This is a genomic window from Promicromonospora iranensis (assembly GCF_028994775.1).
In the GTDB taxonomy this organism is placed as follows: Bacteria; Actinomycetota; Actinomycetes; order Actinomycetales; family Cellulomonadaceae; genus Promicromonospora; species Promicromonospora iranensis_A.
Genome location: NZ_JAJQMN010000025.1, coordinates 1 through 15,042 on the forward strand (window position 1 = coordinate 1; position 15,042 = coordinate 15,042).

General features: G+C 70.6%; 17 protein-coding genes. 5 read left to right on the forward strand and 12 right to left on the reverse strand.

The annotated features are described in order from the left end of the window. Window positions 1-120: 120 nt before the first annotated feature. Window positions 121-855, reverse strand: coding sequence for a helix-turn-helix domain-containing protein (locus LUU90_RS26545; RefSeq protein ID WP_425596308.1), 735 nt, complete (start codon window positions 853-855; stop codon window positions 121-123). Between the two features lie 234 nt (window positions 856-1,089). On the opposite strand from LUU90_RS26545, the gene LUU90_RS26195 reads away from it, so the two are divergent. Continuing rightward, a complete protein-coding gene (locus tag LUU90_RS26195) occupies window positions 1,090-1,749 on the forward strand; it encodes a DUF4097 family beta strand repeat-containing protein (protein WP_275007276.1) in 660 nt (219 codons plus the stop codon). Between the two features lie 88 nt (window positions 1,750-1,837). Further along, window positions 1,838-2,893: a MerR family transcriptional regulator gene (locus tag LUU90_RS26200; RefSeq protein WP_275007278.1), complete on the forward strand. Its 1,056-nt coding sequence runs from the start codon at window positions 1,838-1,840 to the stop codon at window positions 2,891-2,893. 62 nt (window positions 2,894-2,955) lie between these two features. Here LUU90_RS26200 and LUU90_RS26205 read toward each other — a convergent pair whose 3' ends face one another. The 6 genes from LUU90_RS26205 to LUU90_RS26230 all read right to left on the reverse strand — a co-directional run bounded on the left by LUU90_RS26205 (window position 2,956) and on the right by LUU90_RS26230 (window position 8,678). Further along, window positions 2,956-4,665: a gamma-glutamyltransferase gene (locus LUU90_RS26205; RefSeq protein WP_275007280.1), complete on the reverse strand. Its 1,710-nt coding sequence runs from the start codon at window positions 4,663-4,665 to the stop codon at window positions 2,956-2,958. Then, window positions 4,662-5,777 carry a DUF418 domain-containing protein gene (locus LUU90_RS26210; protein WP_275007283.1) on the reverse strand — a complete coding sequence of 372 codons (1,116 nt, stop codon included), beginning with the start codon at window positions 5,775-5,777 and terminating at the stop codon, window positions 4,662-4,664. Before LUU90_RS26210 ends, LUU90_RS26205 begins: the two co-directional genes overlap by 4 nt. 146 nt (window positions 5,778-5,923) lie before the next feature. Next, complete coding sequence (locus tag LUU90_RS26215) at window positions 5,924-6,634, reverse strand: cation diffusion facilitator family transporter (RefSeq protein WP_275007285.1); 711 nt, start codon at window positions 6,632-6,634, stop codon at window positions 5,924-5,926. After that, window positions 6,631-6,999, reverse strand: coding sequence for an ArsR/SmtB family transcription factor (locus LUU90_RS26220; RefSeq protein WP_275007287.1), 369 nt, complete (start codon window positions 6,997-6,999; stop codon window positions 6,631-6,633). The genes LUU90_RS26215 and LUU90_RS26220 overlap by 4 nt, the downstream gene beginning before the upstream one ends. Next, entirely contained in the window at window positions 6,959-7,468 is a 510-nt protein-coding gene (locus tag LUU90_RS26225; RefSeq protein ID WP_342471289.1) for an alpha/beta fold hydrolase, read from the reverse strand. Before LUU90_RS26225 ends, LUU90_RS26220 begins: the two co-directional genes overlap by 41 nt. Next, window positions 7,353-8,678: a glycoside hydrolase domain-containing protein gene (locus LUU90_RS26230; RefSeq protein WP_275007290.1), complete on the reverse strand. Its 1,326-nt coding sequence runs from the start codon at window positions 8,676-8,678 to the stop codon at window positions 7,353-7,355. The genes LUU90_RS26225 and LUU90_RS26230 overlap by 116 nt, the downstream gene beginning before the upstream one ends. Window positions 8,679-8,818: 140 nt before the next feature. Here LUU90_RS26230 and LUU90_RS26235 point away from each other — a divergent pair, with 140 nt between their 5' ends. Beyond that, window positions 8,819-9,358, forward strand: a complete 540-nt coding sequence (locus tag LUU90_RS26235) for a GNAT family N-acetyltransferase (RefSeq protein WP_275007292.1) — start codon at window positions 8,819-8,821, stop codon at window positions 9,356-9,358. An 83-nt stretch (window positions 9,359-9,441) separates the two neighbouring features. Here the strand turns inward: LUU90_RS26235 and LUU90_RS26240 are convergent, their stop codons facing one another. Together LUU90_RS26240 and LUU90_RS26245 are read right to left on the reverse strand one after the other, a co-directional pair. After that, a complete protein-coding gene (locus LUU90_RS26240; RefSeq protein WP_275007293.1) occupies window positions 9,442-10,113 on the reverse strand; it encodes an ANTAR domain-containing protein in 672 nt (223 codons plus the stop codon). A 170-nt stretch (window positions 10,114-10,283) separates the two neighbouring features. Further along, window positions 10,284-10,679 carry a zf-HC2 domain-containing protein gene (locus tag LUU90_RS26245; protein WP_275007295.1) on the reverse strand — a complete coding sequence of 132 codons (396 nt, stop codon included), beginning with the start codon at window positions 10,677-10,679 and terminating at the stop codon, window positions 10,284-10,286. A gap of 337 nt (window positions 10,680-11,016) precedes the next feature. Here LUU90_RS26245 and LUU90_RS26250 point away from each other — a divergent pair, with 337 nt between their 5' ends. Continuing rightward, window positions 11,017-11,766, forward strand: a complete 750-nt coding sequence (locus tag LUU90_RS26250) for an MBL fold metallo-hydrolase (protein WP_342471293.1) — start codon at window positions 11,017-11,019, stop codon at window positions 11,764-11,766. Between the two features lie 31 nt (window positions 11,767-11,797). Here LUU90_RS26250 and LUU90_RS26255 read toward each other — a convergent pair whose 3' ends face one another. The 3 genes from LUU90_RS26255 to LUU90_RS26265 are packed head-to-tail and all read right to left on the reverse strand — an operon-like array spanning window position 11,798 to window position 14,222. Next, on the reverse strand, window positions 11,798-12,487 hold the full coding sequence (locus LUU90_RS26255) for a hypothetical protein (RefSeq protein WP_275007298.1): 690 nt from the start codon (window positions 12,485-12,487) through the stop codon (window positions 11,798-11,800). Window positions 12,488-12,492: 5 nt separating this feature from the next. Further along, a complete protein-coding gene (locus tag LUU90_RS26260; RefSeq protein WP_275007299.1) occupies window positions 12,493-13,059 on the reverse strand; it encodes a hypothetical protein in 567 nt (188 codons plus the stop codon). A gap of 14 nt (window positions 13,060-13,073) precedes the next feature. Next, a complete protein-coding gene (locus tag LUU90_RS26265) occupies window positions 13,074-14,222 on the reverse strand; it encodes a zinc-dependent alcohol dehydrogenase (protein WP_275007300.1) in 1,149 nt (382 codons plus the stop codon). Between the two features lie 147 nt (window positions 14,223-14,369). Here LUU90_RS26265 and LUU90_RS26270 point away from each other — a divergent pair, with 147 nt between their 5' ends. Beyond that, entirely contained in the window at window positions 14,370-14,816 is a 447-nt protein-coding gene (locus LUU90_RS26270; protein ID WP_275007301.1) for a DUF4383 domain-containing protein, read from the forward strand. The last annotated feature ends 226 nt before the right edge of the window (window positions 14,817-15,042 follow it).

Genomic DNA, 15,042 nt, shown 5'->3' on the forward strand with positions numbered 1-15,042 from the left:
AGGCCTCCGGTGCGTGGAGCGGTTATTCGACATCTCCACTTCACGACCGGAGGCCTTCGTCAGCTGGTAACCCGGCCGCGTGTCGTCAGAATCCAGGAACAACCTCCCTGGACATCACATCTAGGACGGCCCCTCCGAACGGGTCTCGACCTTCGTGTGGAGGATGTCGCGCGCTTGTGCTGCCGCGCGCATGAGGCTCTCGCTGATGAAGTCCATGAAACGGGCGATGCTCTCGAGCCGTTCGCCGGCAGGCGTGGCACGGCCGAGGACGGCGACACCCTGTCGGGCGGTCTCGGCGAGCTGGGCGTTGGACCGGGCGGTGGAGACGATCGACCCGTACCAGGCGTCGTTGTCGGCGACGTACCGCTCGCGACGTCCCTCGCCCGGTTCGCGGCGGACGAGGCCTTGACCCTCGAGGAACGAGATCGACTTGGACACGGATGCTGGGCTGACCTCGAGGCGCTGGGCGAGCTCGGCCGCGGTGACGCCGCCCGCGTCCGTGGTCAAGAGGCAGGTCAGCACGCCGGCGCTGATGCGAGGCAGGCCCGACTGCATGAAGAGCGTGGTGAACGCCTCCTCGAACTCATGCACGGCCTCGGCATCGCGTCCGTGGGCGGGCGGGAGTATCGACTGCTCACGGGGAGCGGCCTGCCTGCGCCGGTGGGCGCGGCGCTCGGTGGCGCGGTGGGCCAGGTCGGCGCGGTAGCCGGCAGGACCGCCGTTGCGCAGCACCTCGCGGGTGATCGTCGAGGTGGGCCGGTCCAGGCGTCTGGCGATCTCCGCGTAGGCGAGGTCGTCGGCCAGTCCCAGCGCGATCTGCTGGCGTTCCTGCTTGGTGAGCCTGCCACCCGGCATAGCGATCTCCTCAGTGCTCCGTATGAGCTCCCAGGATAGCTTTCACGCTTCACCAGTGCAACGGGCTGAGCGAGCGTTGTTGCGTTAAGCGCTCGCCCACCGCAACGATATATGCTCCGTGATCTGCGAGAACAACTCCATAAAGCAACGCAAGGCTTGCCTGTATCGCGAATGCAACGTAGCGTTTCCGACATCAGAAACAACGACCACCGCCGAGCACAGGAGTCGATCACCATGTACAGCTTCAACACCCCGAACCCGATCTCCACCGTCCTGGACGTCCCCGCCGCACGCGTCCAGCTCATCGCCGCGGACCGGGCCGACACCGTCGTCGAGGTCCTGCCCGCGGACGCCGCCAAGGGCCGCGACATCAAGGCCGCGGAGCAGACCACCGTCGAGTACGCCGACGGCGTCCTGCGGATCGTGACCCCGGTGAAGCACGAGCTCCTCGGTAGCTCCGGGGCCGTCGAGGTGACCGTCCAGCTCCCCTCCGGCTCCGACGTCGAGGGGAAGGCGGCGACCGCCGAGCTGCGCGGCGTCGGCCGGTTCGGTGACGTCAACCACGAGGCCTATGGCGCCATCAAGATCGACGAGGCGGCGACCGTCCGCCTCTCGGCTCAGGCCGGTGACGTCTCGGTCGGGCGCCTCGCCGGCTCCGGCGAGGTCAGCACCATGCAGGGCCACATCACTGTCACGGAGGCCGTCAGCGGCAAGGTCGTGCTGACCACCCAGGCCGGCAACGTGTCGGTGGGTGCCGCCGCCGGTGTCTCTGCATCCCTGGAGGCCGGTACCACCGTGGGACGGATCCAGAACGCGCTCAAGAACACCGGCGCTGCCGACCTGGAGATCCACGCGACCACCACTCAGGGTGACATCTCCGCCCGCAGCCTCTGACAGCAACCCGAGCGGGGCCCAGTCGCCACGGCGGCCGGGCCCCGCTCGCGCTTGCGGCTCAAGCGACCTGAGGTCCCATGGTGGGAGCATGAACACCACGGACGAGACCCTGTACCCCATTGGCGACGTCGCGCACCGGACCGGTCTGAGCGTGAGTGCCATCCGCTTCTACGCCGACGAAGGAATCGTCGCTCCCACGGACGTGACCGCCTCGGGTCACCGGCTCTACGCCATGCATGCCATCGCCGAGCTCGACTTCATCCGCACGCTGCGCGAGCTGGGCACCGGGCTGGAACAGATCCGCCAGGTCCTGACCGGTGGGACCACCCTCCGGCAGCTCCTCGCCGAGCACCTGGACGTCGTCGAACGGCAGGAACGGGACCTGCGGATACGGCGCTCCGTCCTGCGGGCGCTCGTGGGTCAGGAGAACCCCGCGGATCGAATCGACCTCATGAGCAGGCTGGTGGCTATGCCGGACGTCGAGCGCGAACGGTTGATCGGGGACTTCTGGCGGGAGGTGAGCGCCGACCTCCCCGCGGACGTCGCCGACCGCATGTACCAGGTCCGGCCGCAGCTCCCCGGCGACCCGACGGCGGCACAGCTGGAGGCTTGGATCACCCTGACCGAGCTGCTGGAGGATGCCGAGTTCCGTAGCGCGTCCCGCTCCTACCTCCGGGAGACCTATGCCACGGGCCCTGGGGCTGCGGTCTCCAGCCCGCCGGTCCAGAGCTTCATCGCATCCGCCGGCGAGGACGTGATGCCGAAGCTCATCGCGGCACACGCCAGCGGACTCGTGCCCGGAGACCCGCACGTTCGGGAACTCGCGGCACGGTTCGTGCGGCAGTGCGCGGCGGCTCTCGGCGCCCGTCCGGACGACGAGCTGTGGGAGCGCATCGCGTCCGGGTTTCCGCACGTCGGCCGCATGCTGCACGAGGCGCTGCACCACCCGGACTACGAGGCGACCCACGGTCGGTACCTCTCCCTGGTCGCCACGATCAACGGCGAGGCAGCCCCTGACGCGGGGCTCGAAGCGGCCTCGAGCCCTGGCGGGGCCCCGGCGGGCGAGGCGATCCTGGACGACCTCGGTCCTTGGCTGTCGGAAGCCGTCCTCGCCGCGAAGCCGACCCGCGTGCAGACCGACTGAGCTCCGGGGTGGGGGCCGGAAGAGGTGCTCGGCGGTGCCGAGGTCTCCGGCGCGGCGACGCGTCACCCGCCGGCGCTGCCCACCACGAAGCCAGCCGAACGCCGCTCGTCGGCGAAGCCGCTCACCCTGGCTTCGTCCCAGCTGATGGCGAGCGCCTGGACGGAGCCGTAGGTGGACCTGGCTGCCTCGTCGGTCACGACGACGTCGTACCCCAACCCGCGTGCGGCGTCGGCGAGCGGTGGGGTCTCCAGGCGGAGCTCGCCGTCGGTCAGCAGGAAGCGGCCGGCGCGGACGGCGGTCTCCAGCGGCTGGTCGTGCAGGGCCCAGCGGGTGACGACGTCGGCGATGGTGCTGGGTATCTGGCGGCCGCCCGGGGTGCCGATCACGAGCACGGGCCGTCGCCTCGTGTCGAGCAGCATGGTGGGTGAGCTCCAGGTGACGGAGCGGCGTCCGGGTTCCGGTCGGTTCGCTTCGTCGTGGCCGATGCTGCCGAACCGCTCGAGCTGGTTGTTGAGGAAGAATCCCGCGACGTACTGTCCGCTGCCCCAGTAGTTCGTGATGGTGTTGGTCATCGAGACAGCCGCGCCGTCGGCGTCGACGACGGAGATGTGGGTGGTGTTGGGCGCGCCCTCGTAGCCACCGGCTGCAGCCGATCTCCTGCTCGTCTCGGTGGCGTCCGGCAGGCTCGCGGCTATCTGGGCGTTCCGTGCCGGGTCGGTGAGGCGCCCCACCGGGACGTCCACGAAGCGTGGGTCGCCGAAGTGCTGCTGCACGGAGGTGTCGGCGACGTGCCAGGCGCGGGACAGGATGTCGATGTGTTCGGGCGAGTCGGGGTCGACCGCCCCGATGCCCGCGGCCTCCGCGATCTGCACCATCTGGATGACGGCGGCGCCGGGCAGTGCCGGTGCTCCCGACAGCATCGTGAGGTCTCCTACCTGGCCGGCGGCGGGCTCGGAGACATCGACCTGGTAGGCGGCGAGGGACTGGCTGTCTATTCCCGGTACGTCTGCCAGGGCCCGGGAGAGGCTGCCGGTGTAGAGGGAGTCGGGGCCTTCGTCGGCAAGGGTGCGCATGGTCGCGGCGAGCTCCGTCTGGGTGAGCAGGTCACCGGCCTGGAGAGGCGTGCCGTCGTCACGCCGGAAGTGCGGCAGCGGCGCGGTGACGTCCGGGCCCGGGTATTCGTTGATCTGGGAGGCGAGGTAGCGCGAGACCGGCGCGCCGGACCGAGCGATCTTGATCGCGGGCTGGAGCAGGTCGGACCAGGGCAGGCTTCCGTGGTTCCGGTGCAGTGCCTCCATCCCCGCGACGAACCCGAGCACTCCCGTGCCGCTGTCAGGGATCTGACCGGCCTGGTTGACCACCTCGCGGTACTCGTAGTTCTCCGCGTTCCCGCCGGCGACGACTATCGCGACGCCTCCGCCGCCGATGCCCGAGCTGGCGGGCTGCATGACGGCGTCCGCGAACGCCGCTGCGATCGCGGCGTCCACCGCGGTGCCGCCACGCTCCAGCATCTGTGCGCCGGCCTCGGCGGCGAGCGGGTGGCCGGCGCTCACCCCGTGTTCACGCAGCCCGGGCGCGGAGGCGGTGTCCGAGGGGGAGGGCGCGGGTCCCGACGGGGAGGGCGGGGGCCCAGCGGGGGAGACCGCTGCGGTCGGTGACCGGCTCGGCCCGGGCGAGGGTGGCGCCGTGCAGGCGCTGAGTGCCACGACGACCACGGCGGCGGCCGCGAACGCCGTGATGCTGCCTGGCTTCGTGCTCTGGTCGTTTCTCACTGTTGCCGGGTCCTTCCGGAGATCTGTGCGGTCTGGAGGTGGTCCTGCGCCGGCGTCCTGCGTGGGCGGAGCCAGGTCCGGCGCAGGAGCCGTTCGAGCGGGCCGGGGGTGCCCGTCCTCTGCCAGAGCACGGCCACGGCGAGCGCGACGGTCACGAACACGGCGCTGACGAGGACGCCCTGCTCGAACGAGAAGCCCCGCACGGGCTTGATCAGGGCGAGGACGACGAAGTGGAGCACGTAGAGGGTCAGTGAGATGCGGCCGCACGCGACCAGCCAGCCGAGGACCGCTGACCGGCCCGACCGATGCAGGACGAGCGAGCAAGCGGCCACCACCGCGACTGCTCCGCCGATGCTGCTGGCCAGCCACAGCGGCATCTGGCCGTGCGCGGCGCCGGTCAGCAGCCGCCAGGGGCCCCGGTCGGCATCCGGACCGATGAGCGCGTACATGAGCTGGGAGACAGCGAGGGCTACCACCATGACGGAGGCGCCCCCGACCGCGAGCCGGCGCAGCACCACCGTGTCGGTCAGGTCGAGCCGGGCGACGCACAGGCCGGCGACGAACGGTACGGCCCAGCTCGCCAACGGGTACCGGCCGGTCAGGGTGAGTGAACGCACGGCTTCCCACGGTTCCGTGCCCAGGGTGACCGGTCCGCTCGCGCGGGGGGCGGGCCAGGCCATCTCGTACGCGACGACGGCGGCCGGCCCGGCGAGCAGGAGCACGACGCCGACACCCAGCAGGACTCGCGAGGGCAGGCGCCACAGCAGCGGAGCCAGCAGGAACAGGACGGCATAGGTGGGCAGGATGACGTTGACCTGGTCCGTCAGCTCCTGGAGCGCGACTCCTCCCGTGAAGAGGAGGGCTGCCCGCCACGTGGCGGTCGACCACCGCTCGCTCCGGGGCTGCCGGCTGAGCAGGTATCCCATGCCGATGCCGGCCACGACGACGAAGAGCACGGACGCTCGCCCGTAGGGCAGCAGGTATAGACGCTGGAGGATCGACTGCGCGCCCACCGGCCCGACGTTGACGACGATCATCCCGACGAGCGCGAGACCGCGCGCCGCGTCAACACCGACGAGCCGGGGATGGCCGGCTCCAGCCGCCGTCCTCACAGCAGTGAGCTCGCAGGGCCGGTGCGGCGTGCGCGTACATCTGGCCGCGACGCTTCCGGAATGCCTCTGCGCTTCACCTCCTTAAGACGCGGCTCGCCCACGATTCGTTGAGTGCGGACCGCGACTCGTGTCAAGAAGCGGGTGGTTCAGCTCCCAGAGCGGGCGCAGCAGCCGTCGGCACAGCCGGTGGCGGGACTCTCGTCCGTGGCGAGGAGAGCTTGGGCCGGGGTGCAGCAGGCGTCGCCACGCCAGGCCTGGATGCCCTCCTTGATCGCGACACCCGCGATGACGAGCGCTGCCACGGGGTCGGCCCAGGTCCAGCCGAGCGTGGAGTTGAGCAGCAGCCCGACCAGGAGCACCGCGGACAGGTAGGTGCAGAGCAGCGTCTGCTTGGAGTCCGCCACGGCGGACGCCGAGCCCAGCTCGCGTCCCGTGCGGCGTTCGAACCAGGACAGGAACGGCATGATGACCAGGCTCACGGACGCCAGGACGATACCGACCGTGGAGTGGTCGGGCTCGGCGGCGCCCAGCAGGGTGCGTGCGGCGTCCACGCTGACGAACAGGGCCAGGCCGAAGAACGACAGTGCGATGAGGCGCATCGTGATCCGCTCGCGCCGGTGCGGGTCGGGGGAGGCGAACTGCCACGCGACCGCGGCGGCGGACAGGACCTCGACCACGGAGTCCAGGCCGAAGCCGACCAGTGCCGCCGATGACGCCATACGGCCGGCGGTGATCGCCACGACCGCCTCGATCACGTTGTAGGTGATGGTCGCCGCGACGATCCAGCGGACGCGTCGTTCCAGCACCTGCCGGCGGCCGGGGGCCGGCGGTCGAGTCCCGAGGCTGATGGCGGTCATGAGCAGGTGCACCCCTCGGGCGAGCAGCAGGTCGGGTCGACGGTCACGACGAGCTTCAGCAGGTCGGCCAGGGCGGGGGCCAGGTGCGGGTCCGCGAGCCGGTACCAGGTCCGTCGTCCCTCCGGGATGGCCTCCACGAGCCCGCAGCCGCGCAGGCACGCGAGCTGGTTGGACATCACCTGCCGCGAGACACCCAGCGCGCTGGCCAGGTCCGACGGGAATGCCGGCGCCTCACGGAGCGCCAGCATGATCCGCGCTCGGGTCTCGTCCGACAGCGCGTGCCCGAGCCGCGCGAGCGCCGCGGTGTGCGTGAGGGTCACCGACTCATGGGTCGGCGCAGTGATCGCTTCGCTGGTCTTCTCCACGATCTCGACAGTACACGCTTTCGTGTACTGTCGAGATCGTGGAGAAGACCAGCTGTCTCATGACCGTGAGCATGTCCCGGGCGACGGCACGCTTCGAATGGGCGGAGTGATCGGGGACGGCCTCGGGGCCTCGCGACCTGCCGTATCCGCGAAGGTCGGGGCACACGACGAAGAAGCCTGCGTCGACGAGCCGGGGAGCCACCCGGTGCCAGGTCGCCGACGTCCGCGGATGGCCGTGGAGCAGCAGGACGGGCTCGCCCGAGCCGCCGTGCCGGACGAAGATCGACGCCTCACCGGTCCGGACACGTTCGGTCGTGAATCCAGTGAACACCTGCCGAGGCTGTCCGAGGGGGTCACGGGCAGCGCGGGACCGGTGCGCTCCAGCTGGTGCTCGAACGGTTGGACACGTAGTAGTCGCTGACCCAGCGCCCGTCGCGCAGCTTGTTCCACACCGAGGTGGTCCCGACACGGCTGCCTGCCTTCTGGCACATCACGTAGGCCAGCGAGCCCCGGCGCAGCGAGCTGCCGGCGGCCGCGTAGGCCGCTCCCGGGCCGGTGCGGGCCGTCAGAGAGTCCGTGGTCACCTGCCCCGGGTAGACGCACCGCGGTAGCGCCCGGGTGAACCGCGTGTTCGACGGTGTCGAGACGTAGTAGTCGCTGACCCAGGTTCCGTTCGTCAGCCGGTTCCAGACGGCGGTCGTGCGCACCTTCTGCCCGGAGGACTGGCACACCACGGACAGCGATGCGCCTGGTGCATGGGTCCGGACGACGGGGTAGGAGGACGACGGCCCGGAGCGGGCGTTCAGCGACGTCGTGCTCGTCACGCGGTAGGTGCGGGCGACCGTCGCGACAGGTGCCTTGATCGCGTTCGAGTCGATGTTCATCCTCACCCCGCCCCAGGTCTCGTCGTGGTCACCGAGGTACTGCTTCGCGCGCTGGTAGACGGCCCAGTGCGAGTCCGGGGCGGTCGGCCAGCCGGTCAGCGACTCGTCGCCGTCCCAGCGTGCCATCCACACCGCGTCCGGCCGGGCGTACGTGGTAGAGGTGTAGGAGGCGGAGAGGTCGCGCAGGCCCGAGTCCTGGTGGACGTACACGCCGGCCAGGTACCCCGCCGAGTGCAGCGCCTTCGTCCATGCGGAGACGTACCGGAGCACCGCTGTGCGGCATGCCGGGATCGTGCGGTCATAGTGCTCGACGTCGGCGTACAGGGCGCTCCCCGGCAGCAGGCCCAGTGCCTTGGCCTTCGCGACCGCGTCGCTCGCGTCGGAGCTTCCCCGGGTCGTCGCGTTGGTCGCCGTGTAGCGGTTCGGCTTGTCGCCGAACATGCAGTACGGCTGGTAGCCGAAGTAGGTGGGGAGCAGCTTCCATCCGGCCACGGCGGCGTCGCGCACCCAGGTCGAGGTGAGGTTCGGCTGTGCGCAGCCGCGGTTGTTGCCGCCGAAATAGACGTTCACGGTGCCGTACGGCGACGTTCCCTTCCAGGCGCCCAGCGCCGCGAGCGACGGCGCGGTACAGGTGTCGAAGCCCAGCCCGGAGGCCCGCGTCGCCGTCGAGCCCGACGGATACCGGATCGGGGTCTCCGGCTCCGCGGCCGCAGGGATGGTCAGACCCGCGAGGAGGATCGCCAGGCTGCTGCCGAGAACGGCAAGCGTCCGGAGGAACGTACGTCTGGTGGCCACGGCGCACCTCCTGCTCACGGACCCAGTCGTCCTTCTGAAAGTGTGCTCCTCCCGGCGCTCCAGCGGGAGGGACAAAGGCCCCCACTTTCAGGCTGTTCCCCCTGCGCACGTGCTGTCCCGGTGCCGGTAGCGTCGTCGCCATGGAGAGGCCCAAGGCGCGCGGTCGGGAGATCGTGCTCGAGACCGACCGGCTCGTCCTCCGCCCCTGGCGGGTGTCCGAGGCTGCGGTTCAGCGCGAGATGTGGACCGAGCGTGATCCACGCGTTCCCCCGCACCGCCGGATAGACGTCGCCGGCCGCCCCACGGTCGAGGAGATCGAGGGCTGGATCCGCAGCGTGCCGCGCTCGGACTCCCTCGGGCTGCCGGCTGTGGAGCGCAAGGGATCCGGCGACGTCGTCGGCTACTGCGGCCTGATCGCCAACCGCCAGGGACCCGACGACGAGCCGGAGCTGGCGTTCGAGCTGCTGCGCAGGTTCTGGGGTCAGGGGTACGCGACGGAGGCCGCGCAGGCGGTGCTCGGTTGGGCGCGGATGTCGGGCTACCGGCGTCTGTGGGCAACGGTCCGGGACTGGAACGCTGCCTCCCGGGGTGTCCTGGCGAAGCTGGGGTTCGTCGAGACCGGCCGCATCGAACCTGACGAGATCCACGGGGACACTCTGTACCTGATGAAGCAGCTGTGACCGGTCGGCCGCCTCGGCCCGTGGGTTGCACGGACGGCGGCCAGACGCCGAATCACTGCTCGGCGTCGTACTCCTCGACACCGTCACTCACCGACGCGGTCCTCAGGCTGCGCCACGTCAGAGACGACCAGGGCGCGCAGAACGCACTCGGCCACCTCGCGTTGCGTCACGTTGCGATGCCGGGAGGCGGACTCGAGGATCCGTCTCGCCTCGTCCTCCGCGCAGTCGTTGGTCTGCATGATCGCGCCGATCGCACGCTCGATCGTGATCGTGTCGGACATCTGGCTGTAGTAGCCGGCCGCGCCGTCCTCGAGCTCGGCCAGACCGAGGTGGAGGCGCACCATGGCCGCGGTGAGCTGCGCGTAACCGTCGGCCGCGGCAAGCAGCTCGGGCGTCCACGGGTCGGGCGACCGCGAGTAGAGGTTCAGTGCCACGGCGATGTGGTCGTTCACGGCCGCCGGGACCGCCAGCGCGGAGACGAAGCCTTCGAGGTTTGCTTGCTCACGCCATGCGTTCCACCCGCTCTCCTCGGTGATCGCCGGCACGACGTGGACGGACAGCTGGTCCATGGCATCGATGCACGGCCCGCTGTCGGCGAGAGACTCGGCCCGGTCGCATCGTGCGGCGGCGCCGCTGCTGCTGCCCGCGCGGACCGTCAGCCCGTGCTGGCGCACGGTGATGCTGGCCTCGATCTCGGCGCCGAGGACGGTCGCGGCACGCCGCGCCAGCTCGTACGGGAAGGTTGAGATGCTCATCGCATCGATCCCCTCTGTGAACGACGTCGGCGCGCTAACCCGCTGGGGCACCGGCACGGCCAACCGTGGTCGGGGAGCGGCACAGGATCGCTCCGCTCTCCACGGTACGCGCACTCGGATCACGCCGCGGCAGGGCCCTTGTGATCAGTGCCGGAGGCAGGAGCCGTACGTCAGCGGCCGCGGTGCCCTCGGGGTCTCGACGTACCCCCGGGCCGTCCGGAGGGATCGGCGCGGGTGACGGTCAGCGTCGCGGAGTCGGCCACGGTGCGGCGCGTCCAGGAGGCTTCGCGGATGTCGATGAACGCGCGGATGCATTCCGCGCAGCTGTCCAGATGAACCTCCAGGCGACGCGCGCGGCGGGGCTCGAGGTGCCGGCCGAGATAGTCGTGCATGGCGGCACGGGTGGAGCGGCATTCCGGCCCGTTCACGGCGCGGATGCGCGCCACGCGGGGTGCTGAACCGAACCGGACCGGCTCCGGCGGCGAGGCGTCGGCTCCGGAGCTGCTGGCGCCGCCCTCGGTGTCGAGCACGGCGCGCAAGTCGTCCATACGCAGGCCAATAGTCATCGTCACGCCTTACCTGCCCCCTGTGCGCACAGCATCCGGATGTGACCGGCTGGGTCCTAGTTTTACTGTGGATGAGGATTCATAGAAATTTGGGTGTGATACGTCCTTTGTGCTGGTCGCCTTCGACACCGAGAACCGTGAAGTCGGTGGCGAGCACCGTAGATGTACGTGCTGCGGGCCGAGCGGCAAGGGCGGCCGGCGTCGGGCGAGTGCGGTTGCCAGTGGGGGCGCCCTCCCTACCGTGGAAACTCAGGTCCAGACCCAGGTCTGCGCGAGGAGGAGACATGGCTGACGGCTCGATGACAGACCCCGGCGATGGGCGGGGGCGGATCGCGTGGTGCTGAGCGAGGTCGCAGACGGCGTGCACCGGATCGAGCATGCCTACGTGAACGTCTACCTCGTCACGGATGACGAGGGTCGGGTGCTCGTCGTCGACACCGGTCTGCCGGCGACCTGGAACCTGTTGGGCGAGGCGCTGCGCGAGCTCGGACGCCGGCCATCGGACATCGCGGCGGTAGTGCTGACACATGCCCACTTCGACCACACCGGCTCGGCTGCGGCGTTCCGGACGCGACTCGGGGTGCCGATCTGGCTCCACGAGGAGGACTTCACGATCGCCGCCCACCCGTACCGCTACGCGCACGAGAACGTACGGGCGGCGTATCCGTTCCGGTACCCGGCGTCGCTGCGGATCCTCGCGTCGATGACGGTGGCGGGCGCCCTGCGAGTACGCGGGGTGCGAGGGCTGCTCCACGCGGAGCCCGGCGCGACGCTTCCCGTGCCCGGCGCTCCTCGCGTGATCTTCACGCCGGGCCACACCTACGGGCACTGCGCTCTGCACCTGCCTGACCGGGACGTGCTGCTCACCGGGGACGCGCTCGTCACGCTCGATCCGTACACCGGCAGGCGCGGCCCGCAGATCATCGCCGGCGCCGCCACCGCGGACAGCGTGCAGGCGCTGCTGTCTCTCGACCGCCTGGTCGCGCACGACTCGGGCGCGACGACGTTGCTGCCCGGCCACGGCGAACCGTGGACCGGGGGAGTGGCGGCGGCCGTCGAGCAGGCGCGCCGGACAGGCGCCCACTAGCGCCCGCCAAGGGCCGACGACGGGCGCGGGCTCAGTCCCGTTCGCCCGACGCCAGGCTGCCGGTCCGGGCCGCCCGATAGGCGGGAGCCCGCAGCGCGGCGGCCCAGGGATAGGTGCCCAGCTCCCCGGGTACGTGCCGCACGGGGTCGACCCGCGGCGCGTCGCCCGCGACGGCACGCCCGCAGCGGAGCGTCCCCAGCCGGCGCCACCGCTCGCCGGGGTGCGCGGACAGCAGCACCAGGTCGGTGCCGACGAGCGCCGTCGTCCCCGTGCTGCGCCGGCCACGCGGACGCGTGCCGGCAGGCGCGGCAGCGAGCAGCACCGGTCGGCCGTCGAGGTCCCGGAACGGCATGAGCGTGCCGAACCCGCCCCCGAGCGGACGGAACCGGGGCGCCAGGAGAAAGCGGGTGACCCGGCCCAGGCCGGTCGCGGACAACAGGATGTCCTGGGGCCGGTCGTCGACGGTCCAGTGCACTGCGAGACCGAAGACGTCGGGCAGCGGAGCGGGCAGACCCGCGGCGCGCGATACCCGCACCGTCACCGGGTGGGTCGTGGGAGCGCCGAGCGCGGCAGCGCCCGGCGCGCCGTCGACGTCGAGACGCAGCGTCCCGCCGAGCACCGTGCCGGTCGGGTGGAGCGGCCGGGGGCGCCATCTGCGCACGACCGCGACCACGGCACCGAGTACGAACCCGGTGGCTCGTGCGGCCCGGGGCATCTTCACAGCCCTCAGGAACGGGCCCGCCGGACCGCTGCCCGGACACCCCGGTAGATCACCACACCGCCCAGCACCCAAGGACCCACGACGACTATGGGGTCGAGGACCTGGTGCCGCACGTCCACCCGCCCGGCCCGGGACCGGAGCGGATGGTGCGACGGCTCCGCCAGCACTCCGGTCTCGGTCACCGGGTTGTCCGGGCGGAGGGTGGCGAAGGACGCGAGGTGGCTCTCGACGGCGTCCACCCGGTCGGCCGCGATCAGCAGCAGCCAGTGTGCGGCCCGCCCCTCGCTGAACCGTTGGTACGCGAACCTGCGGACCGCGCCCGACAGGCCCTTGAGCGGCACCGACGTGCCGAACACCGGCGTCAGGCGCGCATGCTCCATCGAGCGCTCGCGCGGCTGGTGCTCCTGTTGCTGCTCGGGCAGGTCCCAGTGCGCGCCGGTCTCCAGCCCGCGCACCTCGCGGGGGTAGGAGGGGCGGTCCGCGGGGTCGAGATCGGCGCCCCAGCCCGGTATGCGGGCTCTGAGCTGCTCGGACGTCTCGGGCAGAGGCGGCTTGTCGGCGGTGTACGGCACGGTCGTCCCCTCTCTCACGCGGCGCCGGGCACGACGAGCGGCTTGATGCAGCCGTCGAGCTTGGCGGAGAAGATGTGATACCCCTCGGCGATGTGTTCCAGGGGGATCCGGTGGGTCACTATGTCGTTCGGTTTGAGGTAGCCGCTGCGCATGTGCTCGAACAGTCTCGGCCACTGCCGTTTCACGGGCGCCTGGTTCATGCGCAGGGTGAGCCCCTTGTTCAGGGCGTCACCGAACTTGACCGCATTGAAGAGAGGCCCGTACGCGCCCATCACCGAGACCGTGCCGCCCTTGCGCACGGAGTCGATCGCCCAGTTCAGCGCGATCGGTGACCCGCCCTGCAGCTTGAGCTGCACGCCCGTCACGTGCTGCAGCAGGTTTCCGTCCGCCTCGGCGCCCACGGCGTCGATCACCCGGTCGGCGCCGAGCCAGCCGGTGGTGCGCTTCATCTCCACGACGATGTCCTTGTGCTGCGTGAAGTTGACGGTCTCGGCATAGGCGAACGTGCGGGCCATCTCCAGCCGGTCGTCCAGGTGGTCGACGACGATGACGCGGCCGGCGCCCATGAGCCACGCCGACCGGGCGGCGAAGAGCCCTACCGGGCCGGCACCGAACACGACCACCACGTCGCCCTCGACGATGTCGGCGAGCTGCGCGCCGAAGTAGCCGGTGGCCAGTGCGTCCGTGCACAGGACGGCGTCCTCCTCGTCCATCCAGTCGGGCACGATCGTCGGCCCGACGTCGGCGAAAGGCACCCGCACGTACTCGGCCTGCCCGCCGTCGTAGCCCCCGGTGGTGTGCGAGTAGCCGTAGATGCCACCCACCGCCGTGGCGTTCGGGTTCACGTTGTGACAGTTGGAGTACAAGCCGCGCGCGCAGAAGAAGCACGTTCCGCAGTAGATGTTGAACGGCACCATCACCCGGTCGCCGACGGCGAGGTTGCGTACCGAAGGACCGACGTCGTGCACGACGCCCACGAACTCGTGGCCGAACGTCGATCCCACGCGCGTGTCGGGCATGAGGCCGTGGTAGAGGTGCAGGTCCGACCCGCAGATCGCCGCCGTGGTGACCCGCACTATCGCGTCGTTCGGATGCTCGATACGAGGTATGTCCTTCTCCTCGACGCGGATCTTGTACGGCCCGCGATACACCATCGCTCGCACTGCGACCTCCCACCGTCGACCGGTCCGAACATCCAGACTCCCGCCGTCGGCGTTGAGTCGCACCACGAGGAATTCGTGTCAAATGCGAGTGGAGCTACTCACGTCCAGGGTGTTTGTACTGGTAACCACACGGAATGGAGAAGCGCCATGACCCAATCCACGCACACGACGGGCGTTCGGGCGCCACATCAGTGGCTCGCTCTCACGATCGGCGTGGTCTATCTCCTGGTCGGTATCGCGGGATTCTTCGTGACCGGGTTCGACGGCTTCGCGGAGCACGACCACGACCAGACGTTGCTCGGGTTCGCCATCAACCCCCTGCACAACATCGTGCACCTCCTGATCGGACTTCTCGGTGTCACCATGTGGTCCTCGCCGAGCCGAGCACGGACGTTCGGCTGGCTGCTGGTGATCGGGTACGGCGCGGCGTTCGTCTACGGGCTGGTCGCGGTGAACAACCCGGACATCAACTTCCTCAACATCAACGCAGCGGACAACTGGCTGCACATCCTGAGCGTTCTCGCGGGCCTGGCCATCGCGCTGTGGCCTCGTCGGGGCGCCGGCACCACCTCGCCCGGGCCGCGACAGACCTGAGCGAGCTCTGGACGTGAGTGGGCGCCGCCCGGCCGAAGGCCGTCGTCCCGCGCCATGAGCGCAGGACGACGGCCTTCGGTGTGCCGCGCGTGATGCCGGGAGCGACTACTCCTTGTGGAGTGCGTCCTGTACGGCGCCCGCAGCCTTCTCCAGCGTCTCCGGCCGACCGGTGGTGCCGTGGAAACGCACGTCGGGCTTGGTGGGCGGCGGGGCAGGCACGCCGGCC